At 73.9% G+C, this 21,785-nt stretch carries 22 protein-coding genes and 1 riboswitch; of the genes, 20 read left to right on the top strand and 2 right to left on the bottom strand.

Features of this window, described 5'->3' with window-relative positions:
• Positions 1 to 116 precede the first annotated feature (116 nt).
• The 9 genes from rpe to C4U44_RS21995 all read left to right on the top strand — a co-directional run bounded on the left by rpe (position 117) and on the right by C4U44_RS21995 (position 8,800).
• On the top strand, positions 117 to 782 hold the full coding sequence (rpe, locus tag C4U44_RS21960) for a ribulose-phosphate 3-epimerase (protein ID WP_103887671.1): 666 nt from the start codon (positions 117 to 119) through the stop codon (positions 780 to 782).
• 179 nt (positions 783 to 961) lie between these two features.
• Positions 962 to 1,960, top strand: coding sequence for a sugar-binding transcriptional regulator (locus tag C4U44_RS21965; RefSeq protein WP_200823354.1), 999 nt, complete (start codon positions 962 to 964; stop codon positions 1,958 to 1,960).
• 99 nt (positions 1,961 to 2,059) lie between these two features.
• Complete coding sequence (locus tag C4U44_RS21970; RefSeq protein WP_103887673.1) at positions 2,060 to 2,428, top strand: barstar family protein; 369 nt, start codon at positions 2,060 to 2,062, stop codon at positions 2,426 to 2,428.
• A 108-nt stretch (positions 2,429 to 2,536) separates the two neighbouring features.
• Positions 2,537 to 2,689 carry a hypothetical protein gene (locus tag C4U44_RS41600; RefSeq protein WP_160145082.1) on the top strand — a complete coding sequence of 51 codons (153 nt, stop codon included), beginning with the start codon at positions 2,537 to 2,539 and terminating at the stop codon, positions 2,687 to 2,689.
• Positions 2,690 to 2,967: 278 nt separating this feature from the next.
• On the top strand, positions 2,968 to 4,407 hold the full coding sequence (locus tag C4U44_RS21975) for a GuaB1 family IMP dehydrogenase-related protein (RefSeq protein ID WP_103887674.1): 1,440 nt from the start codon (positions 2,968 to 2,970) through the stop codon (positions 4,405 to 4,407).
• A gap of 60 nt (positions 4,408 to 4,467) precedes the next feature.
• Positions 4,468 to 4,923: an Lrp/AsnC family transcriptional regulator gene (locus C4U44_RS21980; RefSeq protein ID WP_103887675.1), complete on the top strand. Its 456-nt coding sequence runs from the start codon at positions 4,468 to 4,470 to the stop codon at positions 4,921 to 4,923.
• 129 nt (positions 4,924 to 5,052) lie between these two features.
• Positions 5,053 to 6,045, top strand: coding sequence for a PRC and DUF2382 domain-containing protein (locus C4U44_RS21985; RefSeq protein WP_103887676.1), 993 nt, complete (start codon positions 5,053 to 5,055; stop codon positions 6,043 to 6,045).
• A 236-nt stretch (positions 6,046 to 6,281) separates the two neighbouring features.
• The gene (locus C4U44_RS21990; protein WP_103887677.1) at positions 6,282 to 7,100 is read left to right on the top strand and encodes a carbon-nitrogen hydrolase family protein; all 819 of its coding nucleotides are present in this window, start codon (positions 6,282 to 6,284) and stop codon (positions 7,098 to 7,100) included.
• Positions 7,097 to 8,800 (top strand): flavin monoamine oxidase family protein, encoded by a 1,704-nt coding sequence (locus C4U44_RS21995; RefSeq protein WP_103887678.1) that lies wholly within the window; start codon positions 7,097 to 7,099, stop codon positions 8,798 to 8,800. Before C4U44_RS21990 ends, C4U44_RS21995 begins: the two co-directional genes overlap by 4 nt.
• Here C4U44_RS21995 and C4U44_RS22000 read toward each other — a convergent pair.
• The gene (locus C4U44_RS22000) at positions 8,761 to 9,528 is read right to left on the bottom strand and encodes a DUF5995 family protein (protein WP_103887679.1); all 768 of its coding nucleotides are present in this window, start codon (positions 9,526 to 9,528) and stop codon (positions 8,761 to 8,763) included. The genes C4U44_RS21995 and C4U44_RS22000 overlap by 40 nt on opposite strands.
• Before the next feature lie 155 nt (positions 9,529 to 9,683).
• Here C4U44_RS22000 and C4U44_RS22005 point away from each other — a divergent pair, with 155 nt between their 5' ends.
• Both C4U44_RS22005 and C4U44_RS22010 read left to right on the top strand, forming a co-directional pair.
• Positions 9,684 to 10,526 (top strand): helix-turn-helix transcriptional regulator, encoded by an 843-nt coding sequence (locus C4U44_RS22005; RefSeq protein ID WP_103887680.1) that lies wholly within the window; start codon positions 9,684 to 9,686, stop codon positions 10,524 to 10,526.
• A 421-nt stretch (positions 10,527 to 10,947) separates the two neighbouring features.
• Positions 10,948 to 12,291: an alginate lyase family protein gene (locus tag C4U44_RS22010; RefSeq protein ID WP_103887681.1), complete on the top strand. Its 1,344-nt coding sequence runs from the start codon at positions 10,948 to 10,950 to the stop codon at positions 12,289 to 12,291.
• A gap of 60 nt (positions 12,292 to 12,351) precedes the next feature.
• Here the strand turns inward: C4U44_RS22010 and C4U44_RS22015 are convergent, their stop codons facing one another.
• Positions 12,352 to 13,587, bottom strand: a complete 1,236-nt coding sequence (locus tag C4U44_RS22015; protein WP_103887682.1) for an MFS transporter — start codon at positions 13,585 to 13,587, stop codon at positions 12,352 to 12,354.
• Positions 13,588 to 13,669: 82 nt separating this feature from the next.
• Between C4U44_RS22015 and C4U44_RS22020 the strand changes: the two genes are divergently transcribed.
• From C4U44_RS22020 to C4U44_RS22060, 9 genes are all read left to right on the top strand, one after another.
• Positions 13,670 to 14,863 (top strand): ROK family transcriptional regulator, encoded by a 1,194-nt coding sequence (locus C4U44_RS22020; RefSeq protein WP_103887683.1) that lies wholly within the window; start codon positions 13,670 to 13,672, stop codon positions 14,861 to 14,863.
• A 392-nt stretch (positions 14,864 to 15,255) separates the two neighbouring features.
• Positions 15,256 to 15,386: riboswitch (FMN riboswitch) on the top strand.
• Between the two features lie 143 nt (positions 15,387 to 15,529).
• On the top strand, positions 15,530 to 16,645 hold the full coding sequence (gene ribD, locus C4U44_RS22025; RefSeq protein WP_103887793.1) for a bifunctional diaminohydroxyphosphoribosylaminopyrimidine deaminase/5-amino-6-(5-phosphoribosylamino)uracil reductase RibD: 1,116 nt from the start codon (positions 15,530 to 15,532) through the stop codon (positions 16,643 to 16,645).
• Position 16,646: 1 nt separating this feature from the next.
• Entirely contained in the window at positions 16,647 to 17,261 is a 615-nt protein-coding gene (locus tag C4U44_RS22030) for a riboflavin synthase (RefSeq protein ID WP_103887684.1), read from the top strand.
• Positions 17,258 to 17,935 carry a nicotinamide mononucleotide transporter family protein gene (locus C4U44_RS22035; RefSeq protein ID WP_103887685.1) on the top strand — a complete coding sequence of 226 codons (678 nt, stop codon included), beginning with the start codon at positions 17,258 to 17,260 and terminating at the stop codon, positions 17,933 to 17,935. Before C4U44_RS22030 ends, C4U44_RS22035 begins: the two co-directional genes overlap by 4 nt.
• Positions 17,932 to 19,338 (top strand): bifunctional 3,4-dihydroxy-2-butanone-4-phosphate synthase/GTP cyclohydrolase II, encoded by a 1,407-nt coding sequence (locus tag C4U44_RS22040; RefSeq protein WP_322973648.1) that lies wholly within the window; start codon positions 17,932 to 17,934, stop codon positions 19,336 to 19,338. The genes C4U44_RS22035 and C4U44_RS22040 overlap by 4 nt, the downstream gene beginning before the upstream one ends.
• Entirely contained in the window at positions 19,335 to 19,820 is a 486-nt protein-coding gene (gene ribH, locus C4U44_RS22045) for a 6,7-dimethyl-8-ribityllumazine synthase (protein WP_103887686.1), read from the top strand. The genes C4U44_RS22040 and ribH overlap by 4 nt, the downstream gene beginning before the upstream one ends.
• 33 nt (positions 19,821 to 19,853) lie before the next feature.
• Complete coding sequence (locus C4U44_RS22050) at positions 19,854 to 20,126, top strand: phosphoribosyl-ATP diphosphatase (protein ID WP_103887687.1); 273 nt, start codon at positions 19,854 to 19,856, stop codon at positions 20,124 to 20,126.
• A gap of 74 nt (positions 20,127 to 20,200) precedes the next feature.
• Positions 20,201 to 21,049, top strand: a complete 849-nt coding sequence (gene hisG / locus C4U44_RS22055; protein WP_103887688.1) for an ATP phosphoribosyltransferase — start codon at positions 20,201 to 20,203, stop codon at positions 21,047 to 21,049.
• Positions 21,046 to 21,576 carry a PH domain-containing protein gene (locus tag C4U44_RS22060; RefSeq protein WP_200823346.1) on the top strand — a complete coding sequence of 177 codons (531 nt, stop codon included), beginning with the start codon at positions 21,046 to 21,048 and terminating at the stop codon, positions 21,574 to 21,576. Before hisG ends, C4U44_RS22060 begins: the two co-directional genes overlap by 4 nt.
• The last annotated feature ends 209 nt before the right edge of the window (positions 21,577 to 21,785 follow it).

A 21,785-nucleotide genomic window follows, 5' to 3' on the forward strand; every position in this document is an offset into this window, starting at 1 on the left:
CGCGGCCGGCCCGCTGTCCCGCCCGGCCGGCCCGGAGCGCACGCCCGCCCGGCCCGCTGTCCCGCCCGGGCGGACGCATTGGTGATGATGTGCCCGGATCTGGTTTGCTGGGCCCCATGACCGCGCAGATCAACCCCAGCATCCTGTCCGCCGACTTCGCCCGGCTCGCCGAGGCGGCCGAGGCGGCGGAGGGCGCCGACTGGCTCCATGTCGACGTCATGGACAACCACTTCGTGCCGAACCTGACGCTGGGCGTCCCGGTGGTCGAAGCGCTGGGCCGGGCCACGGACATCCCGCTGGACTGCCACCTGATGATCGAGCAGCCCGACCGCTGGGCCCCCGCCTACGTCGAGGCCGGCGCCGGCTCGGTCACCTTCCACGTGGAGGCCGCCGCCGCGCCGGTCCGGCTGGCCCGCGAGATCCGCGCCAAGGGCGCCCGCGCCTCGATGGCCCTGAAGCCGGCCACCCCGATCGAGCCGTACGAGGACCTGCTGCCCGAGCTGGACATGCTGCTGATCATGACGGTCGAACCCGGCTTCGGCGGGCAGGCGTTCCTCGACATCATGCTGCCCAAGATCCGTCGCACCCGGGCACTGATCGACAAGTTCGGACTCGAGATGTGGCTCCAGGTCGACGGCGGGGTCTCCGCCGACACCATCGAGCGCTGCGCCGAGGCCGGCGCCGACGTCTTCGTGGCCGGTTCCGCGGTCTACGGCACCGACGATCCGGCCGCGGCGATCCGGGCGCTGCGCGCGCAGGCCACCGCCGCCGAGCCGCGCTGACCGTCCGCGGTACGGCGGCCGAACGGCTGCCGTACGGCCGGGGACGGATCGCCCCGTGCGGCCTGCTCGGGCCGTGCTACGCGCCCGTAACCCCCGGCGTCTGGGAGGATGGCAGGCGGAGCTGATCAGATGGGTGACCGGGGAGAGGCGACGTGAGCACAGGCCGCGCACAGGTGCGCATGGGCCCAGGGGAGATGGTCCAGGCCGCGGCGATGGCACGTCGCTTCTACCTGGAGGGCAAGTCCAAGATCCAGATCGCCGAGGAGTTCGGGGTCAGCCGTTTCAAGGTGGCCCGGGTGCTGGAGACCGCGCTCGAACGCGACCTGGTCCGGATCGAGATCAGGGTGCCCGCCGAACTCGACGCCGAGCGCTCCGACGCCCTGCGCGCGCACTACGGACTGCGGCACGCCGTGGTCGTGGAGACCCCCGCCGACCAGGCCGACGCACCCGACCCGGAGAACCTCGGCGCGGTCGCGGCCGACCTGCTGGGCGAGCTCGTCAGCGACGGCGACGTCCTCGGCCTCGCCTGGGGCCGCTCCATCATCACCATGGCCAACGCGCTGGACCGGCTCGCGCCCTGCACCGTCGTCCAGCTCACCGGCGTGTACGACGTCGGGACCGCCGAGCGCGGCTCGGTCGAGGCGGTCCGCACCGCGGCGGCCGTCTCCGGCGGCGAGGCGCACCCGCTGTACGCGCCCATGGTGCTCGCCGACCCCTCCACGGCCTCCGCGCTGCGCGCCCAGAGCCAGATCGCCGCCGCGATGAGCTACTTCGAGAAGGTCACCGTCGCGGTGGTGTCCATCGGCTCGTGGGAGGCCGGGATCTCCACCGTCTACGACGCCGTGTCCGCCGCCGAGCGCGAGCACTACGCGAGCCTCGGGGTCGCGGCGGAGATGTCCTCGCACCTCTTCGACGCGCGCGGCCGCCGGGTCGGCCGCGACCTGCGCGAGCGGTGCATCACCATCGACGCGGACCGGCTGCGCCGCATCCCGGAGGTCCTCGCCATCGCCGGCGGGATGCGGAAGGCCGCGGCGATCGACGCGGTGCTGCGCTCCGGTCTGGTGACCAGTCTCGTCACCGACACCGCCGCCGCCGATCATCTGCTGCACTCCACCGGGCCCGCGCCCCGGCCCGCCCTGGACCGGGCGGACCCGGACGGCGCCCTCGCCGGGGGCTGAGCCGGACCGGGCCGCGCGCCCGCCGCCGTATTGACGGACCCGGCGCGGCGCACCACCGATCACCAGGGACTTTGCCCCGGGCTGTGGCAGCATCGGCCCATGCTCGTGCTCGATCTTGCCGGAGTGGGCGACCGGCAGCAGTTCATGGACCGGGTCTCCGCCGACCTGCGGCTGCCCGGCTGGTTCGGGCGCAACTGGGACGCGCTGGCGGACTGCCTCACCGACCTGTCCTGGTGGCCGGTCGAGCCCGGCGGCCGGCGGCTGCACGTCCGCAACTGGCAGGGCTTCGCCGCCGAGCTGCCCCGGGAGTGGCGGATCGTGAAGGACATCCTGCGCGACGCCGAACTGTTCTGGCGGCACACCGACAGCGAGCTGACCGTGGTCGTGGAGGGCGACGGCCCGGCCGCCGACCTCGGCGACGGCCCGGGACCCGACGCGGGCCCGGGCGGCGGCACCACGACGCCGTGACGCGCCCCGGGCCGGTTCCCGGGATGTTCCTGTGGCGCGGCTGTGACGCGACCATGATGGTCTGCGGCGGGCGCGGTCCCTACGATCAGCACCATGATTTTCGGGGGCATGACACGCGTACACAGCCACATCCACCACCACACCAGCGGGAGCGGCGGGGGCTCGTCGAGCCCGTCGGCGCTGATCATCCTGCTGGTGGTCCTCGCGGTCGTCGTCGGCGTCTGCCTGTGGGTGGGCAAGCGGCGGTCCGGCGGCGAGTAGGAGGTCCCCCGGTCCCCCCGGTCCCTCCGCGGGATCCGGGGGCCCGGGGGAGAACGGCACGATCGGCGGAATTCGCGGGCTTGGCGGGCGCGGCAGGATTGGTCGAAGACACGAACGAGGGCGCGCGGTCTCGGCCGAACGCACGAAGGGCCCCCCGCCGGGTCCCGTCACCAGCGAACTTCGGGGATGATGGGCCGAGGAGCCGCAGCCGGACCAGTCCCGGCCCGTGCTGACTCCCCGCCCGCCCCCCAGGTGAACCCGCAGGTGAGAGAGTCGGTATGCGTTTCCTCAACGATGTCCAGCCCCCGTACGACCTGACGTACGACGACGTTTTCATGGTGCCCGGCCGCAGTGCCGTGGGCTCGCGGCAGGCGGTGGACCTCCGCTCGCCCGACGGCACCGGCACCACCATCCCGCTGGTCGTGTCCAACATGACCGCGATCGCGGGCCGGCGGATGGCCGAGACGGTCGCCCGTCGGGGCGGGCTGGTCGTGATCCCGCAGGACATCCCGATCGAGGTGGTCACCGAGGTCATCGGCTGGGTCAAGCGGCGCCATCTGGTGCTGGACACGCCGATCACCCTCGCCCCGTCGCAGACCGTCGCCGACGCGCTCTCGCTGCTTCCCAAGCGCGCGCACGGCGCCGGCGTGGTGGTGGAGGACGGCCGGCCGGTCGGTGTGGTCACCGAGTCGGACCTGTCGGGCGTGGACCGCTTCACCCAGCTCTCCGTGGTGATGTCCCGCGACCTGCTGCTCCTCGACGCGGGGATCGACCCCCGGGAGGCCTTCCACCGCCTGGACGACGCCCACCGCAGGATCGCTCCCGCCGTCGACGCCGACGGCCGGCTGGCCGGCATCCTCTCCCGCACCGGCGCGCTGCGCGCCACCCTGTACGACCCGGCCGTGGACGGCGACGGGCGGCTGCGGATCGCCGCCGCCGTCGGCATCAACGGCGATGTGGCGGGCAAGGCGAAGCAGCTCCTCGACGCGGGCGTGGACACGCTCGTCGTGGACACCGCGCACGGCCACCAGGAGTCGATGCTGGCGGCGGTGCGCGCGGTGCGCGCCCTCGACCCCCAGGTGCCGGTCGTGGCCGGGAACGTGGTGGCCGCGGACGGGACGCGCGACCTGATCGAGGCCGGTGCGGACATCGTCAAGGTCGGGGTCGGCCCCGGCGCGATGTGCACGACCCGCATGATGACCGGGGTCGGGCGGCCCCAGTTCTCGGCGGTGCTGGAGTGCGCGGCGGAGGCGCGGCGGCACGGCAAGCACGTGTGGGCCGACGGCGGTGTCCGGCACCCGCGCGATGTCGCGATGGCGCTGGCGGCGGGCGCGTCCAATGTCATGATCGGTTCCTGGTTCGCCGGGACGCACGAGTCCCCGGGCGACCTCCAGCAGGCGGCCGACGGCCGGCTGTACAAGGAGTCGTTCGGCATGGCCTCCGCCCGCGCGGTGCGCAACCGCACCAGCGAGGAGTCGGCGTACGACCGGGCGCGCAAGGCGCTGTTCGAGGAGGGCATCTCCACCTCGCGGATGTTCCTCGACCCGGTCCGGCCCGGCGTGGAGGACCTGATCGACTCGATCATCTCCGGCGTGCGCAGCTCCTGCACGTACGCGGGCGCCGGCTCCCTGGAGGAGTTCGCGGAGCGGTCCGTCGTCGGCGTGCAGAGCGCGGCCGGCTACGCGGAGGGCAAGCCGCTGTACGCGAGCTGGCAGTAGCCGACCCGGGCCGCACCCCGGATGCCCGGGGTGCGGCCCGCGGCGTGGCACACTCCGGCTGTGGCGCTCAACGAGATCGACGAACGCATCGTGCACGCGCTGGCCGCGGACGCGCGACGCTCCTACGCGGACATCGGGTCCGAGGTGGGGCTGTCCGCGCCGGCGGTGAAACGGCGGGTCGACCGGCTGCTGGCGGCGGGCGCCATCACGGGGTTCACCGTGCGGGTGGATCCGGTGGCGCTCGGCTGGCAGACCGAGGCGCTGGTCGAGCTGTACTGCCGGCACAACACCTCGCCCGCGGACATCCGGCGCGGGCTGGCGCACTACCCGGAGGTGGCGTCCGCTTCGACGGTGACGGGCGACGCGGACGCGGTCGTGCAGGTCTTCGCCGCCGACGTGCGCCACTTCGAGCAGGTGCTGGAACGCATCGCGGGGGAGCCGTTCGTGAGCCGTACCCGCTCGGTTCTGGTGCTCTCCCCGCTGCTGCGCCGGTACGGGGCCGCGGGCCCGTCCTGAGCCCTCGGGCGAGCCTTTCCGCCGGATGGAATGTCCATCTTGGGTCGATTGGAGATGTTTTGCCCGCCTCAATGGGGTAACGCGGTGAGGTGAGGCCGGGAAACGGCCCCGGCAGCCCGAGGAGGCGACATGATCACGCGCGAGCAGATACCCCAGGTTGTGGGCCATCCCGTCCACGACACACAGGGGAAGAAGATCGGCGATGCCAAGCACATGTACCTGGACGATGCCACCGGCCTTCCGGAATGGGTGACGGTCAAAACCGGCTTCTTCGGCAACAACGAGACGTTCGTGCCGACGCGCGCCGCGAAGATCGTGCAGGACCACGTCGAGGTGCCGTACGAGAAGGACAAGATCAAGGGCGCGCCGAACGTCGACGTGGACTCCGGGGGGCATCTGTCCGCGGAGGAGGAGCGGCACCTGTACCGCTACTACGGCCTGGAGGCGACCGGCGGCTCGGACACCGGGGAGAAGGCCGCGGCGGCCGGTGGCGCGGCCGGCGCTGCGGGCGCGGCCGGGGCCGCGGGACGCGGGCGGCAGGGCCGCGGCGAGAGCGCGGGCATGGCGGACTCAGGCGCCGCGTCCGCGAAGGCCACCGACACGGAGATGTCCGGCAGCGAGGCCGGCACCGGCACCGCCGCGTACGCGGCGGGACCGACCGGCGCCGCCGAGCGGCTCGGCACCGACGAGTCGCGTTCCGCCTCCGCCGGCATGGACGAGGCGGTGACCCGCTCCGAGGAGGAGATGCACGTCAGGGTCGAGCGCCAGGCCACCGGTCAGGCGCGGATGCACAAGTACGTCGACGTCGAGGAGGTCGAGGAGGTCGTACCGATCCGCCGCGAGGAGGTCCGGCTGGTCCGCGAACCGATCAGCGAGGCGGACCGCGCGAGCCGTGCCGGCGACATCAGCGAGGCGGAGCGGGTGGTCACCCTCCACGAGGACAAGGCCGTCGTCGAGACCGAGGTCGTGCCCAAGGAGCGGGTGCGGATGCAGGTCGAGGAGCACACCGAGCAGCAGACCGTGCACGGCAGGGTCCGCAAGGAGCGGGTCGAGACCGACATGGCGAGCGAGCCCGGCACCGAGCGCTCCGCGAAGTCCAGCGACGAGGAGGGCCGGGGCTGACCCCGACCCCCGCGTTCCGACCGGGCGCCCACCCCCACCAGGGGGGCGGGCGCCCGGTCGCGCAACGGATCGCCGTTTCGCCGCCGAAAGACGCAACGGATCGGGGCCCTGGGCGCAATGTTCGGGGCTTGTTGCGGCGTAGGAGCGCCACGTAGCGTCCCGGGAGGAGCGGTGAGCTGCGGGAATCCGCGGACGGCGGCGCAGGGCCGCAAGGAGCCGCGGAGAGCGAGGGAGCGGTGGGAGCGTTGCGGACAGCGCTGCTGCAGGGGCCCGTCGGGGTGCCCGCGAGCACGGCGGCCAGCCTGGCGGCCCTCGACGCGGCGGCCGCCGACGCGGCCGGGCGGGGCGCGCGGCTGCTGGTGACGGGCGAGATGTTCCTGACCGGATACGCGCTCGGCGACGCCGTGGCCGACCTGGCCGAGCCGGCCGGGGGAGCCGCGGCGCAGCACATCGCCGGGATCGCCGCCCGGTACTCCCTCGCCATCGTGCACGGCTATCCCGAGCGGGACGGCGACCGCGTCCACAACTCCGCGCGCCTCACCGGCCCCGACGGCATGCCGCTCGCCGAGTACCGCAAGGCCCACCTGTTCGGCGACTACGAGCGCTCGGTGTTCACCCCGGGCGACCGCCCGCTGGTCCAGGCCACCCTCGACGGCGTCCGGATCGGCCTGCTGATCTGCTACGACGTGGAGTTCCCCGAAGCGGTGCGCGCGCACGCCCTGGCGGGCACCGAACTCCTCGCCGTACCGACCGCGTTGATGCGCCCGTACGAGTTCGTCGCGGACACGCTGCTGCCCGCGCGCGCGTTCGAGAACGGCATGCACATCGCCTACGTCAACCGCTGCGGCCCGGAGGGCGAGTACGACTTCGTCGGGGGGAGCTGCCTGGCGGGCCCGGACGGCGTGGTGCGCGCCCGGGCCGGAGCCGGCCCCGAACTCCTCGTCGCCGACGCCGACATGGAACTGCTGCGCGCCACCCGCGAGCAGAACCCCTACCTGACCGACCGCCGCCCCGAGCTGTACGGCTCCCTCGCCGCCAGGAGAACCACCCCATGACGTCCGTGCCCACCGCCGTTCACGACGAAGGGCATGCCCGCGCGCAGTCCCAGCCGCCGATCACCATGGTCGGACCCGACTTCCCCTTCCCGTACGACGACTTCCTCGCGCACCCGGCCGGTCTCGGCGCGGTGCCGCCCACCGCGCACGGCACCGAGGTCGCGGTGATCGGTGGCGGCCTGTCCGGGATCGTGACCGCCTACGAGCTGATGCGGATGGGCCTGCGTCCGGTGGTGTACGAGGCGGACCGGATCGGCGGGCGACTGCGGACCGTCGGCTTCGACGGCTGCGAACCGGAACTCACCGCGGAGATGGGCGCGATGCGGTTCCCGCCGTCCTCCACCGCGCTGCGCCACTACATCGACCTGGTCGGCCTGGACACCAAGCCGTTCCCCAACCCGCTGGCGCCCTGCACCCCTTCGACCGTGGTCGACCTCAAGGGCGAGTCCCACTACGCCACATCGGTGGACGACCTGCCCGAGGTCTACCACCAGGTGATGCGCGCCTGGAACAGCTGCCTGGAGGAGGGCGCCGACTTCTCCGCGATGCAGGACGCTCTGCGCACCAGGGACGTGGCGAGGATCAGGGAGCTCTGGTCCCCGCTGGTCGACCGGCTCGACAACCAGACCTTCTACGGATTCCTCTGCGCCTCACCGGCGTTCGCGTCCTTCCGGCACCGGGAGATCTTCGGCCAGGTCGGCTTCGGCACCGGCGGCTGGGACACCGACTTCCCCAACTCGATCCTGGAGATCCTCCGGGTCGTCTACACCGGCGCCGACGACGACCACTTCAGCATCGTCGGCGGCAGCCGGCAGCTCCCGCTGCGGCTGTGGGAGCACGAGCCGGACAAGCTGCTGCACTTTCCGCGCGGCACCTCGCTGAGCTCCCTGCACGGCGGCACCCCGCGCCCGGCGGTGACCGGCCTGCACCGCACCGCCGGCAACCGGATCACCGTCACCGACGCCAGTGGTGACATCCGGAGCTACCGGGCCGCGGTGTTCACCGCGCAGAGCTGGATGCTGCTGTCGAAGATCGCCTGCGACGACTCGCTCTTCCCGATCGACCACTGGACCGCGATCGAGCGCACCCACTACATGGAGTCCAGCAAGCTCTTCGTGCCGGTCGACCGGCCGTTCTGGCTCGACCCGGACCCGCGCACCGGCCGCGACACGATGTCCATGACGCTCACCGACCGGATGACCCGCGGCACCTACCTGCTGGACGACGGCCCGGACCGGCCGGCGGTGATCTGCCTGTCCTACACCTGGTGCGACGACAGCTCGAAGTGGCTGCCGCTGAGCGCGCACGAGCGGATGGAGGTCATGCTCAAGTCGCTCGGCGAGATCTATCCCGGCGTCGACATCAGGAAGCACGTCATCGGCAACCCGGTCACCGTCTCCTGGGAGGACGAGCCCTACTTCATGGGCGCGTTCAAGGCGAACCTGCCCGGCCACTACCGCTACCAGCGGCGGCTGTTCACCCACTTCGTGCAGGACCTGCTGCCCGCCGACCAGCGCGGCATCTTCCTCGCGGGGGACGACGTGTCCTGGACGGCCGGGTGGGCCGAGGGCGCGGTGCAGACCGCGCTGAACGCCGTGTGGGGCGTCATGCACCACCTCGACGGCGGGACCGACCCGCTCAACCCGGGGCCGGGCGACCGCTACGACGAGATCGCGCCCGTGCTGCTGCCGGAGGACTGAGCGGGCCGCGGACCGAGCGGACCGGGCGGGTCGAGCAGCGCGCGGGCCATCAGGCCCACGGCCGCGTCCAGTCCCGCGGCGCACTCCTCGTACGCCTCCGGCCGGTCCCGCACCGCCCACAGCAGGCGGGCCGCCGCCCAGGCGCCGTCCCGGGCCCGGGCCAGGGACCAGGACCCGACGGCGTGGGTGAGCGGGTCCAGCCGCTCCAGCAGGTCGGGGCCGGGCATCAGCTCCTCCCTGACCCGGACCTCGATCGCGCGCAGGACGCCGCCGACCTCCGCGTAGTCCGCGGCGACCTCGGCGGGCGCCCGCCCGGTGGACCGGCAGGTGTCGACCACGGCGAGCGCGAGGTCGTGCCCGACGTGGGCGGTGATCCCGGCGAGGGCGAACTGGAGCGGGTGGACGCCGGGATCGGCCCGCGCCTCCAGCAGGGGCCGCCAGCATCCGGGCGCCCCTGCCGTCCCGTCCGCACCCGGCTCCCGGCCGCCCGCGTCCTCGACGGCGGCCAGGTAGCGCCCGGCGAACACCACGGCCAGCGCCGCCGCCTCGGGCCCGTCCGAGAATCCCCCGTCCGCCAGCCGCCGGGTGACCTCATCGGTGACCGCAAGGTAGACGCGGTTGAACACCGCCACCCCGTCGCCGGGCGGCAGCCCCGCCGCCAGCGCCCGCATCCGTGCCACCACCTGCGCCACGTCCCCCGGGGCCGTCCATCGCGCCGTCGTCGTCATCCCCCCAGCTTCGGCACGCGGCAGCGGCGCCCGCCCGCGCCGCGCGGCGGTGTCCCCGTGACGGCGGACGCGACGGGCCGGCCCGCGGGCGGGCCGGGTGATCCTGGCAGTGCCACTCCCTGGATAGCCGCGCGCGGCCGCCGCATGCTGGTGGGGTGGACCGACCAGAACTCGCCGACTTCCTGCGCCGATGCCGCCTCCGCCTCACCCCCGCGGACGTGGGACTGGCCGCGGGCGCGCGGCGCCGCACGCCCGGATTGCGGCGGGAGGAGGTCGCGCGGCTCGCGGGCATGTCGGTCGACTACTACGCGCGGCTGGAGCAGGCCCGCGGCGCCCGCCCGAGCCGGCAGATGCTGGCGGCGCTCGCGCGGGCGCTGCGGCTGACGCCGGGCGAGCGCGACCACCTCGTCCACCTCGCGGGCGGGCGGCCGCCGCGGGAGCCGGCCGACGAGGAGTACGTCCGTCCCGGGCTGCTGCTCATCCTGGACCGGCTGCACGACACCCCCGCGATGGTGGTCAACGACATCGGCGACGTGCTCGCGCAGAACGCGATGTCCGCCGCGCTGTTCGGCGACGTCTCCGACCGGCCGCCGGGACGGCGCAACCTCGTGCGGCGGGTGTTCACCGATCCCGGGGCGCGCGCGGCGGTACCCGCGGAGGACTACGAGCCCCTGGCCCGGAGCCATGTGGCGCAGCTGCGCGCGGTCGTCGCGGCCCGGCCGAAGGACGTCCGCCCGGCCGCGCTGGCCGCCGAACTGCGCTCCGCCAGCCCACTGTTCGCCCGGATGTGGGCCGAGCACGAGGTGGCGGTGCGGCGCACGGACGTGAAGCGCCTCCTGCACCCCGTGGTCGGGGAACTGGTGCTGGACTGCGAGGAGATGCTGAGCCCCGACGGGGAGCAGCGGCTGGTGGTGCTCACCGCCCGCCCCGGGTCCGGCTCGTGCGAACGGCTGCGGCTGCTCCAGGTGGTGGGCCTCCAGGACCTGAGCGTCGGCTGACGGACGAGCGGTCCGCGGCGGGCCCTCGGACCGGCTCAACGTCCTTACGGGGAACAGGAGATGACGCGAGCCTGTGCCATGGCGTGTTTGCGCGACAGTATTTGTCCGACTCCGCCTCCAACGGTCCGTGAGGGGCCGCTAACGTGGAGGCACGGTCCGGCGGGTTCGATTCCCCCGTGCGCGCCCGCCGGACCTTCTTCTCGTGGCGGCTGCCGTCCCCACGTCTGCTCGCGGTGGCGTCGCCCTTCTCCGGTGCGGCCGGTTCCGCCGTGCCCCTTCGCGCTCGTTCCGCCCATCCCTCGCGTCCCGTCCGTCCCGCGCTTACCGTCGCGGCGCCGACCGCCGCGCGCCGGCGGCCGCCCCATTGCCGGGAAGAGGGCAGGACTCTACGCTCCAACGGTCGCAGGGATGAACTCTGTTCATGGACGTGATCGAGGAGGTTGTCGTGCCGGATCTGCCCGAGGCGGAGAACGAGGCGGCGCCGACGCCGGGTGCGGACACGGTGGCGGGACGGGCCACGAGGCCGGGACCCGGTGCCGAAGCGGTCCCGCTGACCGTGGTGCTCGACGGCGGCCGGCTGCGGCAGGCCCGCGAACTGCTGCGGGCCGGCGATCCGGAGGCCGCCGCCGCGCTGGAGGTCCTCACCGCCCGCGCCGACCGCCGGCTGACCCGGGGGCCGTGGTCCGTGACGGACAAACCGCAGACCCCGCCGAGCGGGGACCGCCACGACTACCTCAGCCAGGCCCCGTACTGGTGGCCCGGCCGGCCCCGCACCGCCGCCGACCCCGAGGGCCTGCCGTACGAGCAGCGGGACGGGCTGCGCAACCCCGAGGTCGACCTGATCACCGACCACCGCGGGCGCAGGGCGATGTTCGACGCCGTGCAGACGCTCGCCCTGGCCTGGTACCACACCGGCCGCCCCGACTACGCCGAGCGGGCCGCCCATGTGCTGCGCACCTGGTTCCTCGACCCGGCCACCCGGATGAACCCGCACCTCGCGCACGCCCAGGCCATCCCCGGCATCACCGACGGCCGCCCGATCGGCATCATCGACTTCTCCCAGCAGTTCACCTCGCTGCTCGACGCCACCGCGCTGCTGGACACCGGCGCCCCGGGCTGGAGCGCGGCCGACCGGGACGGAATGCACGCCTGGTACGCGGACTTCACCCGCTGGCTCGGCGGCACCTTCGCGGCCGAGGAGGCCGCCACCGCCAACAACCACGGCACCTTCTACGACATGCAGCTCGCCGCGCTCCAACTCGCCATCGGGCAGCCCGAGTCGGCCCGGCGCACCGTGCTCGCCGCGCGCACCGCCCGGATCGACCCGCAGATCGCGGCGGACGGCAGCCTGCCCAGGGAACTGGCCCGCACCCGCAGCTGGCACTACTCGACCTTCTGCCTGGTCGCTTTCACCCGGCTCGCCCTCGTCGGCCGCCAGGTGGGCGTCGACCTGTGGGCGTACCGCAACCCCGCCGGCGCGGGCATCCCCGACGCGGTCCGCCATCTTCTGCCCGCTGCCACCGGTCGCGCACCCTGGCCGCACCCGGAGCTGGACTTCCAGCGGTTCGCGGCGAGCGACGTGGTCCGGGCGGCGGCCGAGGCGGGCGACCCGGCGGCGGCCGAGGCGGTACCGGACCTCCAGGCCCCGCCCGGCGGCGACCTGTGGCCGCTGCGTCCGGCCCCGGAACAGCTCGACCCGATCTCGGGCAGCGCCCGCGCCCCGGTGACGGAAAGACCTCCGGGCCGGGAACACCGCCGTCCCTGAGTCGGCGGTGCCCCGGCCCGGAGGGTCGGAGGGCCGGGCGGGATGCCGCCCGGCGGCGGGCTACTCGGTGGCCGTGCCCGCGGGAGCGCGCTCGGGCACAGGGCCGGGGGAGGAGACCTTCGCCAGCACGGGTGTCGGGCGGACCACCCCCGCGCCGAGCACGAGGCCCAGGGTGAGGACGGTGATGAGCGCGAAGGACACGGTGAGCGAACTCGCCGCGGCGATCCCGCCGATCGCCGCCGGGGCGACCAGCCCCGACGTGTAGGTGACCGTGGCGACGCCCGCGATCGCCTGGCTCGGCACGGGCCCGCGCCGCCCCGCGGCCGCGAAGCACAGGGGCACCGTCACCGATATGCCCACCCCGATCATGGCGAAACCGGCGATCGCCGGCCCCGGATGGCGCGAGGCCACCACCAGGGCGCCGCCGAGGGTGGAGACCGCTCCGCCGATCCGCAGCGTGCGCACCGCGCCGAGCCGCCGGACCACGACGTCGCCGACCAACCGGGAGCCGGCCATCGTGCAGGAGAAGGCGGTGTAGGCCAGCGCCGCCACCGCCGGGGACGCGTGCGCGATGTCCCGCAGGTAGACCGCGCACCAGTCCGAGCTGCCGCCCTCCGCGAACACCCCGCAGAACCCGATCGCCCCGATCACCAGCGCGGCCCTGGGGGGCAGCGAGAAGTGCGGCGGGGCCTCCTCGCCGGCGTCCGGCCGGGTGTCCGGTGCGTGCGCGGTGATCAGCAGCGCCGCCGTGACCAGCAGGGCCGCCATCAGCAGCAGGTGCACCCGGCCGTCCAGGCCCGCGTGCACCGCGGGCACACCGATCGCGGCCCCGATCAGCGTGCCCGTGCTCCACATGCCATGCAGCCCGGACATGATCGACTTGCCCTTGTGTTCCTCCACGGCGATGCCGAGCGCGTTCATCACCACGTCGGCCATGCCCGCGCTCGCGCCGAACGCGAGCAGCGCCAGGCACAGCCAGGGCAGCCCGGGCGCGAGCGCGGGCAGCGCGAGGGCCGCGCACCACAGGCACAGCAGCAGCCGCAGGGCCGCCCGCGAGCCGAAGCGGTGCATGAGCCGCCCGGCCAGCGGCATCAGCAGCGAGGAGCCGATCGCGGGGCAGACCAGCGCGAGCCCCAACGTGCCCGCGCTCAGGCCGAGATGGTCCTTGATCCAGGGGATGCGGGTGGCGAAGGTGCCGGACGCCGCACCGTGCACGGCGAAGGCCGCGCGCATCGTCAGGTGGGCGCGGCGGACCCGGGCGGGGGACCACTGTTCGCTCGGCGCGGCGGTCGTCATGGCGAGTAAACTATCAGGAAGCCTGCCTGATGGTTAACGCATTTTCGGCCGCACCAGAGGCAGGTCTGGAAGGATCGCCGCCATGACCGTCACCAGCGCGCACCCCGGGCGCGGTGCGTCGCCCCGCACCGCCCGGGCCATCAACGACCGGCTCGCCCTGCGCCTGCTCCAGGACGAAGGGCCGCTCACCGCCGGGCAGTTGAAAGAGCTGATCGGGATGTCCCGGCCCAGCGTCGCCGACCTCGTCGAGCGACTCCAGGACTCCGGCCTGATCGAGGTGGTCGGCGAGTCCGGCGCGGACCGGCGCGGGCCGAACGCCCGGGTCTACGGCATCGTCGCCGACCGCGCGCATGTCGCCGGGCTCGATGTCCGGATCGAGAGCATCGGCGTGGAGATCGCGGATCTGCTCGGGCGGAGCGTCGCGCGCGCCGAGCAGCCGGTCGCGCCCGGCACCGATCCGGCGCGCATCGTCGAGGACGGGATCGCGCTGCTGCTCGGCACCGCGCGGCAGGCCGGCGCGGCCCGGTTGCACACCATCGCGTTCGGCGCGCCCGGGCTGGTCGATCCCGTCACCGGGCGGCTCAGCTCGTCCGGGGCGCTGCCGGCCTGGCACGCGGACTTCGTGGACGAGGTACGGCGCCGGATCGGCGTGCCCGTCCTGCTGGAGAACGAGGCGAACCTCGCGGCCGTCGCCGAGCAGCGCGCGTCCGCCGGGTCGGACGACGCGACGTTCGTCCTGCTGTGGATCGGCGGGGGAGTCGGGGCGGGCGTCATGCTCGACGGCCGGCTGCGGCGCGGGGTGTCCGGGGGCGCCGGCGAGGTGGGGTTCCTGCCGCTGTCGCGGGACGGCGAGTTGCCCAGCGCGGAGGACTGCGACAACGGGTACCACGGGTGGGTGGGCAGCCGGGCGGTCTGCGCGCTGGCCCGATCGCACGGGCTGTCGCCCGGGGCGGGGTCGGACGCGGAGTCCGCGGCCGCGGCGGTTCGGGCCGCGGTCGACGGCGGGGCGGACGGGTTCCTCGCGGAGCTCGCCGAGCGGATCGCCCTGGGGGCCGCGTCCATCTGCGCGGTGCTGGACCCTGGACGGGTGGTCCTTGCGGGGGAGGTCGGGGAGGCCGGAGGGGGCGTCCTTGCCGAGCTGGTCGAGGTGGCCTTCGATCGGCTCTCCCCCTTGCGTACGTCGTTCGAGGTCACCGCGGTCCGCGGCGGGCCGATCCTGCGGGGGGCCGTCATCACGGCCATGGATGCGGCTCAGCGTGCGCTGTGGGTGCGGTGACCCCCCAGGGTGCCCCGTCCTGCCGGTTCCGGGACCTTGCGGTCCGCGGTGGCTTGTCGCGCAGTTCCCCGCGCCCCTGTCCCCCCGGGCTGCCCCGTCCTGCCCGTCTCGGGACCTTGCGGTCCGGCTGTGGTTGTTCGCGCAGTTCCCCGCGCCCCCGGTTGGTGCGGGTCCCTCCGCGAAAAGAGGGCAACCACCCAGGGGCGTGGGGAACTGCGCTCCCCCAGTGCTTCGCCTGGGAGGTACCCCCAACCCTCCACCGGGAGGTGGTCCCTCAACCGGCGGGCCGGGGCACCCCGGGGGGTGCGGGTCACCCCTGTGAGGGACCGCACGCAGAGAGGGGGTGGATCACCGGGACGCCGGCGTGGCAGACTTGACTGCAGTAGTGACGTTCGCGCACTCCGGGGTCGGTGTAATTCCGAACCGGCGGTTACAGTCCGCGACCCGGCCGCAGCCAGCGGCCGGTTGACCAGGTGAAATTCCTGGACCGACGGTGAAAGTCCGGATGGGAGGCAGTGCGCGGCGGGCGTTCACTCGAGAAGGCCGCCGTAGGTGCGGGTCCGTGCGCAGGTGCGGGTCCGCGGGTGCGAGAGCGGCGTTCCGGCGAGTGGAGGTCCGTCAGTTCCCTCGCCCCGGAGTCCGTGCCTGATGAGGCAGGAGGACCCGGTGGCCACCAGTGCAGAGACCCACGCGATGCGTCGGGCAGTAGCGCTGTCCGCGCGCGCCCTCGGCGCGACCGCGCCGAACCCCGTGGTGGGCTGTGTGATCCTCGACGCGGCCGGACAGGTCGCGGGGGAGGGCTGGCACCAGCGGGCAGGCGGACCGCACGCCGAGGTGCACGCGCTGCTCGCGGCCGGCGAACGGGCCCGCGGCGGCACCGCGCTGGTCACCCTGGAACCCTGTAACCACACCGGCCGTACCGGCCCCTGCGCGAAGGCGCTGATCGAGGCCGGTGTGGCCCGGGTCGTGTTCGCGGTGGCCGACCCCAGCCCGACGGCGTCCGGCGGTGCGCAGACCCTGCGGGCCGCGGGTATCGACGTGAGCGAGGGCCTGCTCGCCGAGGAGGCCGAGACGGTCAACGCGGCCTGGCTCACGTCCGTCCGCAAGAGCCGCCCGTTCGTGCGCTGGAAGTACGCCGCCACCCTCGACGGCCGGATCGCCGCTGCCGACGGCACCAGCCGCTGGATCACCTCGCCCGAGGCCCGCGCCGACGTGCACCGGCTGCGCGCCGAGGCCGACGCCGTCGTGGTCGGCTCGGGCACCCTGACCGCCGACAACCCCCACCTCGCGGTGCGCGGCATCGACGGCGCCACCCAGCCGCTGCGGGTGGTCGTCGACACCCGGGCACGTACCACCGCGGGCGCGCGCGTGCTGGACGACGCCGCGCCCACCCTGATCGCCGTCGGCAAGGACGCCGACACCTCCCACCTGCGCGGCGTGGACGTCGTCCGGCTGCCGTACGCCCCCGAGGGCCGCGGCGTCGACGTGCGCGCGCTGCTCGCCGAACTGCTCGCCCGCGGGGTGCGCGCCGTGCTGCTCGAAGGCGGGCCGACGCTCGCGGGGGCGTTCGTGGCCGCCGGGAGCGTCGACATCGTCACCGCCTACCTCGCCCCCACGCTGCTCGGTGCCGGCCCGGCCGTACTCGAAGGCGCAGGAATCACCACCCTCACGCAGGCGTTGCGGCTCGATGTGACCGCCGTCGACCGGATCGGCCCCGACCTCAGGGTCTCCGCCGTCCCCGCGGCCGCCACCGCCGTCCCCTCAACATCCCAGGAGAGCTGACGTGTTCACCGGAATCGTGGAAGAGCTGGGCGAGATCACCGCCGTCGAGGACCTGGGCGACGCCTCCCGCTTCACCGTGAGCGGCCCCGTCGTGACCGAGGGCGCCAAGCACGGCGACTCCATCGCCGTCAACGGGGTCTGCCTGACCGTGGTGGACCTGCCCGACGGCGCCTTCACCGCCGATGTGATGGCGGAGACCCTGAAGCGCTCCAGCCTCGGCGCCCTGGCGCCCGGCTCCCGGGTCAACCTGGAGCGGCCGATGGCGCTCGGCGGCCGGCTCGGCGGGCACCTCGTGCAGGGCCACGTCGACGGCACCGGCACGGTGCTGGCGCGCACCCCCGGCGAGAACTGGGAGATCGTGACGATCGCGCTGCCCGCCGAACTGTCCCGCTACGTGGTCGAGAAGGGCTCCATCACCGTCGACGGGATCAGCCTCACCGTGGTCGAGGCCGCCCGGGACCACTTCACCGTCAGCCTCATCCCGACCACCCTCGCGCTGACCACGCTCGGCATCAAGCAGCCCGGCGACCCGGTCAACCTGGAGGTCGACGTGATCGCCAAGTACGTCGAGCGGATGCTGGACGACGGCGGCCGTCCCGCGGAGACAGCCCGATGAGCGTCGTGCACTGGCTGAACAGCGAGGCGTTCACCGCCTTCGACCAGCACGTCATGTGGTCCGACATGATCGGCAACCTGCTCGGGCTGGCCGCGCTCGCGCTCGGCTGGCGGCGGGCCATGCTGACCTGGCCGGTCCAACTGCTGTCCGGCGTCGTGCTGGTGGCCGCCTTCTGGGGCGCGCACCTCGGCGGGGGTGTCGGCAAGCAGTTCGTGGTGATCACCGTCGCCGTGTGGGGCTGGTACCAGTGGCGGCGCGGCGGCGGCACCGGCCGGGTGACGATCCGCTTCGCGAGCTGGCGGGAACGGGCCGTGCTGGTGGCGGCCACCGGCCTGGGCACCGTCGCGGTCGCCTCGCTCTTCCTCGCCTACCCGAAGCTCTCGTGGAACCCGTGGCCGGACGCGTACATCTTCGTCGGCACGCTCGCCGCGATGTACGCGCAGGCCCGCGGCTGGGTCGAGTTCTGGTTCGCCTGGCTGGCCGTCGACCTGGTCGGCGTGCCGCTGAACTTCCACAGCGGGCTGCCGTTCTCGGGCCTGGTCTACATCATCTACTTCGTCCTGGTGATCGCCGGGATGTACGCCTGGTGGCAGCAGACGCGGCGCACCGTCCCGGAACGGGACGGCACGCAGCCGCTGCGGCCCGCCACCACCGCGGAAGGAGCGACGGCATGACCACCATGACCGCACCGCACGACCCCCGGCAGGACGGCCTCGCCGGCGCCGGTCTCGGCACCCGCGCCCTCGACACGGACGGTGACGGCGGCACCGAAGATCTCGTGCTCGACACGGTCGAGCGGGCCATCGCCGACATCGCCGCCGGCCGCCCGGTCGTGGTCGTCGACGACGAGGACCGGGAGAACGAGGGCGACCTCATCGTGGCGGCCGAGCGGATCACCCCGCAGATCGTCGCCTTCATGATGAACGAGTGCCGCGGGCTGATCTGCGTGCCCATGGAGAGCCAGGAACTGGACCGGCTGGAACTGCCGCAGATGGTGCAGTCCAACACCGAGTCGATGCGCACGGCGTTCACCGTCTCGGTGGACGCGAGCGCCGCGCACGGCGTGACCACCGGGATCTCCGCCGCGGACCGGGCCGCCACCATCCGGCTGCTGGCCGACCCGGCCGCCGCGGCCGGCGACTTCGTCCGGCCCGGCCACGTCTTCCCGCTCGCCGCCCGTCCCGGCGGGGTGCTGGTGCGCGCAGGCCACACCGAGGCCGGCGTCGACCTGGCCCGGCTCGCCGGGCTGCGGCCGGCCGCGGCGATCGTGGAGATCGCCCGCGAGGACGGCACCATGGCCCGGCTCCCCGAACTCGTCCCCTTCGCCCGCAAGCACGGTCTGGCGATCATCTCGATCGAGGACCTGATCGCCTACCGCCGCTCGGCGCAGACCGAGGTGCGCCGCGAGGCCAGCACCCGGCTGCCCACCGCCTACGGTGAGTTCAGGGCGTACGGCTACCGCGGCACCGACGACGGCGGCGAGCACGTCGCGCTGGTCGCCGGCGACCTCGGCGACGGCACCGACGTCCTGGTCCGGGTGCACTCCGAGTGCCTGACCGGCGACGTCTTCGGCTCGCTGCGCTGCGACTGCGGCCCGCAGCTCCAGACCGCGCTGCGCGAGGTGGCCGCCGCGGGCCGCGGCGTGGTGCTCTACCTGCGCGGCCACGAGGGGCGCGGCATCGGCTTGATGTCGAAACTGCGGGCGTACGAGCTCCAGGAGCGCGGTCGCGACACCCTCGACGCCAACCTCGAACTCGGCCTGCCGGCGGACGCGCGCGACTACGCGGCGGCCGCGCACATCCTGGCCGACCTCGGGGTGCGCTCGCTGCGGCTGATGACCAACAACCCCGCGAAGTCCACGGCGCTGGCCCGGCACGGCATCGAGGTGCTGGCCCGGGTGCCCATGCCGGTGGCGGCGGGCGAGCACAACGTAAGGTACCTGCGCACCAAGCGCGACCGGATGGGCCACGAACTGCCGTGGCTCGACGGCGAGTCGACCCCTCCCAGCACCAACCCCAGCAGCAACTCCAGCACCATTCCCCGTACCACCCCCAGCACCAACCGAGGAGAGAAGTGAGCGGCAAGGGCGCCCCCGAACTGACCGTGAAGAACTGCGGGGACCTGCGGGTCGCCGTCATCGCGGCGCAGTGGCACACCCAGGTGATGGACGGCCTCGTCGACGGGGCGGTCCGCGCCCTGCGCGACCTCGGGATCGAGGAGCCCACCCTGCTGCGGGTGCCGGGCAGCTTCGAACTGCCCGTGGTGGCCAAGGTGCTGGCCGGCCGCGGCTACGACGCGATCGTCGCGCTCGGCGTGATCATCCGCGGCGGCACCCCGCACTTCGAGTACGTCTCGCAGGGCGTCACCAACGGCCTCACCCAGGTCGCGGTGGAGACCGGGGTGCCGGTCGGCTTCGGCATCCTCACCTGTGACAACGAGGAGCAGGCGCTGGACCGGGCCGGACTGCCCGGCTCCAACGAGGACAAGGGACACGAGGCGGTGACCGCGGCGGTCGCCACCGCGGCGATCCTGCGTTCAGTATCCGAACCGTGGCGCTGACCCGCGGGCACTTCCCCGTAGGCTAGGACCACCATGGCTGACAAGACATTCGAGGAGCTGTTCAGCGAGCTCCGGCAGAAGGCCGCCACCGGCGACCCCAGCACGTCCCGCACCGCCGAACTCGTCGGGAAGGGCGTGCACGCGATCGGCAAGAAGGTGGTCGAGGAGGCCGCCGAGGTGTGGATGGCGGCCGAGTACGAAGGGCCCGACGCGACCGCCGAGGAGATCTCGCAGCTGCTCTACCACGTCCAGGTGATGATGGTGGCGCGCGGGATCTCCCTGGAGGACGTCTACGCCCATCTGTGAGCCGGACGACCCCGTACAGCCCGCAGGTCCGCACGTCCCCCGCACCACTCCACGAGGAAAAGGAACCCGACCCCATGCTCCGCATCGCCGTACCGAACAAGGGTGCACTCTCCGGACCCGCGGCGGCCATGCTCCATGAGGCCGGGTACCGCCAGCGCAAGGAGTCGAAGGAACTCGTCCTGTTCGACAACGCGAACGACGTCGAGTTCTTCTACCTGCGCCCGCGCGACATCGCGATCTACGTCAGCTCCGGCCGGCTCGACATCGGCATCACCGGCCGCGACCTGCTGCTGGACTCCGGAGCGAGCGCCGAGGAGATCCTGCAACTCGGCTTCGCCCGCTCGACGTTCCGGTACGCGGCCAAGCCCGGCACCGCGAACAGCGTGGCGGAGCTGGCCGGGCTGACCGTGGCGACCTCCTACGAGGGCGTGGTCGGCAAGCACCTGGCCGACAGCGGCGTGGCCGCGTCCCTCGTGCACCTCGACGGCGCCGTGGAGACCGCGATCCAGCTCGGCGTGGCGCAGGTGATCGCGGACGTGGTGGAGACCGGCACCTCGCTGCGCAACGCCGGCCTGGAGGCGTTCGGCGAGCCGATCATGGAGTCCGAGGCGGTCGTCATCCGCCGTACCGGAGCGGACCCCGAGGACGCCAACGTACGGAAGTTCCTGCGCCGCCTGCAGGGCGTCCTGGTCGCCCGGCGCTACGTGATGATGGACTACGACATCCGTGTCGAGCAGGTGGAGAAGGCCGTCGCGCTGACCCCCGGCCTGGAGTCGCCCACCGTCTCCCCGCTGCACCACGAGGGCTGGGTCGCGGTCCGCGCGATGGTGCCCACCGCCGAGGCCCAGCTCATCATGGACCAGCTCTACGACCTGGGCGCCCGCGCCATCCTGACCACCGGCATCCACGCCGCCCGGCTGTGACGCCGCCCGGCGCGGCGGCCGGGCCCACGCCGGACGGTCCGCCGGACGCCCGGTCCGCCGCCGTCGCGGCCGCGGTGCCCGGCGGGTTGCCGGTGACCTTCCGGCCGCTGGCCACCCGGGTGGTGCTGCTCACGCTCGCCGTGACGCTCGTCACGGTGCTGACCACCGTGGCGCTGCTGATGCCGCACGACGGGGACTCGCCCTGGAGCACCGCCGAGCGGGGCACCGTGGTCGGCACCGCCGTGCTGATCGGCGCGGGGCTGACGCTGCTGAGCCGGCCCAAGGCCGTCGCCGACGCCGACGGGCTCACCGTGGTGAACCTCACGGTGAGCCGGCGGCTGGCCTGGCCGCAGGTGCTGCGGGTCACCCTCGGACACGGCGACGCCTGGGTCCGCCTCGACCTGGCCGACGGCACCACGCTGGCGGTGATGGGGATCCAGCCCGGGATCGCCCCGCAGCAGGCGCTGCGCGACGCGCGCCGGCTGCGCGCTCTGGTCGAGGCGCTGGGCGAAGCCCCCGCGCGGTGAGCGCGGCGCCCGCGGCCGTGCACGGCACGGCGGTTCGCGGGGGCGGCCGCGGTCCGCGCCGGGCGGTGCCCCGCGCCACCCGGTGGGCGCCGTCGCTTCGCGGGGGCGCCCGCAATGACTACGCTGGTTCAGCAAGCGCACGCACCGCGCCCTCACACCACCCCGGCGCAGCCCCGCGCCGTGCCCGACCGAGGAGTGACACCCACACC

Source organism: Actinacidiphila yanglinensis, assembly GCF_900107965.1.
Taxonomy (GTDB): Bacteria; Actinomycetota; Actinomycetes; order Streptomycetales; family Streptomycetaceae; genus Actinacidiphila; species Actinacidiphila yanglinensis.

Excerpts from the sequence above, each read along its gene's own strand:
- C4U44_RS21975 (WP_103887674.1), top strand. The coding sequence starts at position 2,968 with ATGCGTTTCCTCAACGATGTCCAGCCCCCGTACGACCTGACGTACGAC.
- rpe (WP_103887671.1), top strand. The coding sequence starts at position 117 with ATGACCGCGCAGATCAACCCCAGCATCCTGTCCGCCGACTTCGCCCGG.
- C4U44_RS22015 (WP_103887682.1), bottom strand. The coding sequence starts at position 13,587 with ATGACGACCGCCGCGCCGAGCGAACAGTGGTCCCCCGCCCGGGTCCGC.
- C4U44_RS22020 (WP_103887683.1), top strand. The coding sequence starts at position 13,670 with ATGACCGTCACCAGCGCGCACCCCGGGCGCGGTGCGTCGCCCCGCACC.
- C4U44_RS22000 (WP_103887679.1), bottom strand. The coding sequence starts at position 9,528 with ATGACGACGACGGCGCGATGGACGGCCCCGGGGGACGTGGCGCAGGTG.
- C4U44_RS21985 (WP_103887676.1), top strand. The coding sequence starts at position 5,053 with ATGATCACGCGCGAGCAGATACCCCAGGTTGTGGGCCATCCCGTCCAC.
- C4U44_RS22050 (WP_103887687.1), top strand. The coding sequence starts at position 19,854 with ATGGCTGACAAGACATTCGAGGAGCTGTTCAGCGAGCTCCGGCAGAAG.
- hisG (WP_103887688.1), top strand. The coding sequence starts at position 20,201 with ATGCTCCGCATCGCCGTACCGAACAAGGGTGCACTCTCCGGACCCGCG.
- C4U44_RS21995 (WP_103887678.1), top strand. The coding sequence starts at position 7,097 with ATGACGTCCGTGCCCACCGCCGTTCACGACGAAGGGCATGCCCGCGCG.
- C4U44_RS22010 (WP_103887681.1), top strand. The coding sequence starts at position 10,948 with ATGGACGTGATCGAGGAGGTTGTCGTGCCGGATCTGCCCGAGGCGGAG.
- C4U44_RS21970 (WP_103887673.1), top strand. The coding sequence starts at position 2,060 with ATGCTCGTGCTCGATCTTGCCGGAGTGGGCGACCGGCAGCAGTTCATG.
- C4U44_RS21965 (WP_200823354.1), top strand. The coding sequence starts at position 962 with ATGGGCCCAGGGGAGATGGTCCAGGCCGCGGCGATGGCACGTCGCTTC.
- C4U44_RS22040 (WP_322973648.1), top strand. The coding sequence starts at position 17,932 with ATGACCACCATGACCGCACCGCACGACCCCCGGCAGGACGGCCTCGCC.
- C4U44_RS41600 (WP_160145082.1), top strand. The coding sequence starts at position 2,537 with ATGACACGCGTACACAGCCACATCCACCACCACACCAGCGGGAGCGGC.
- C4U44_RS22035 (WP_103887685.1), top strand. The coding sequence starts at position 17,258 with ATGAGCGTCGTGCACTGGCTGAACAGCGAGGCGTTCACCGCCTTCGAC.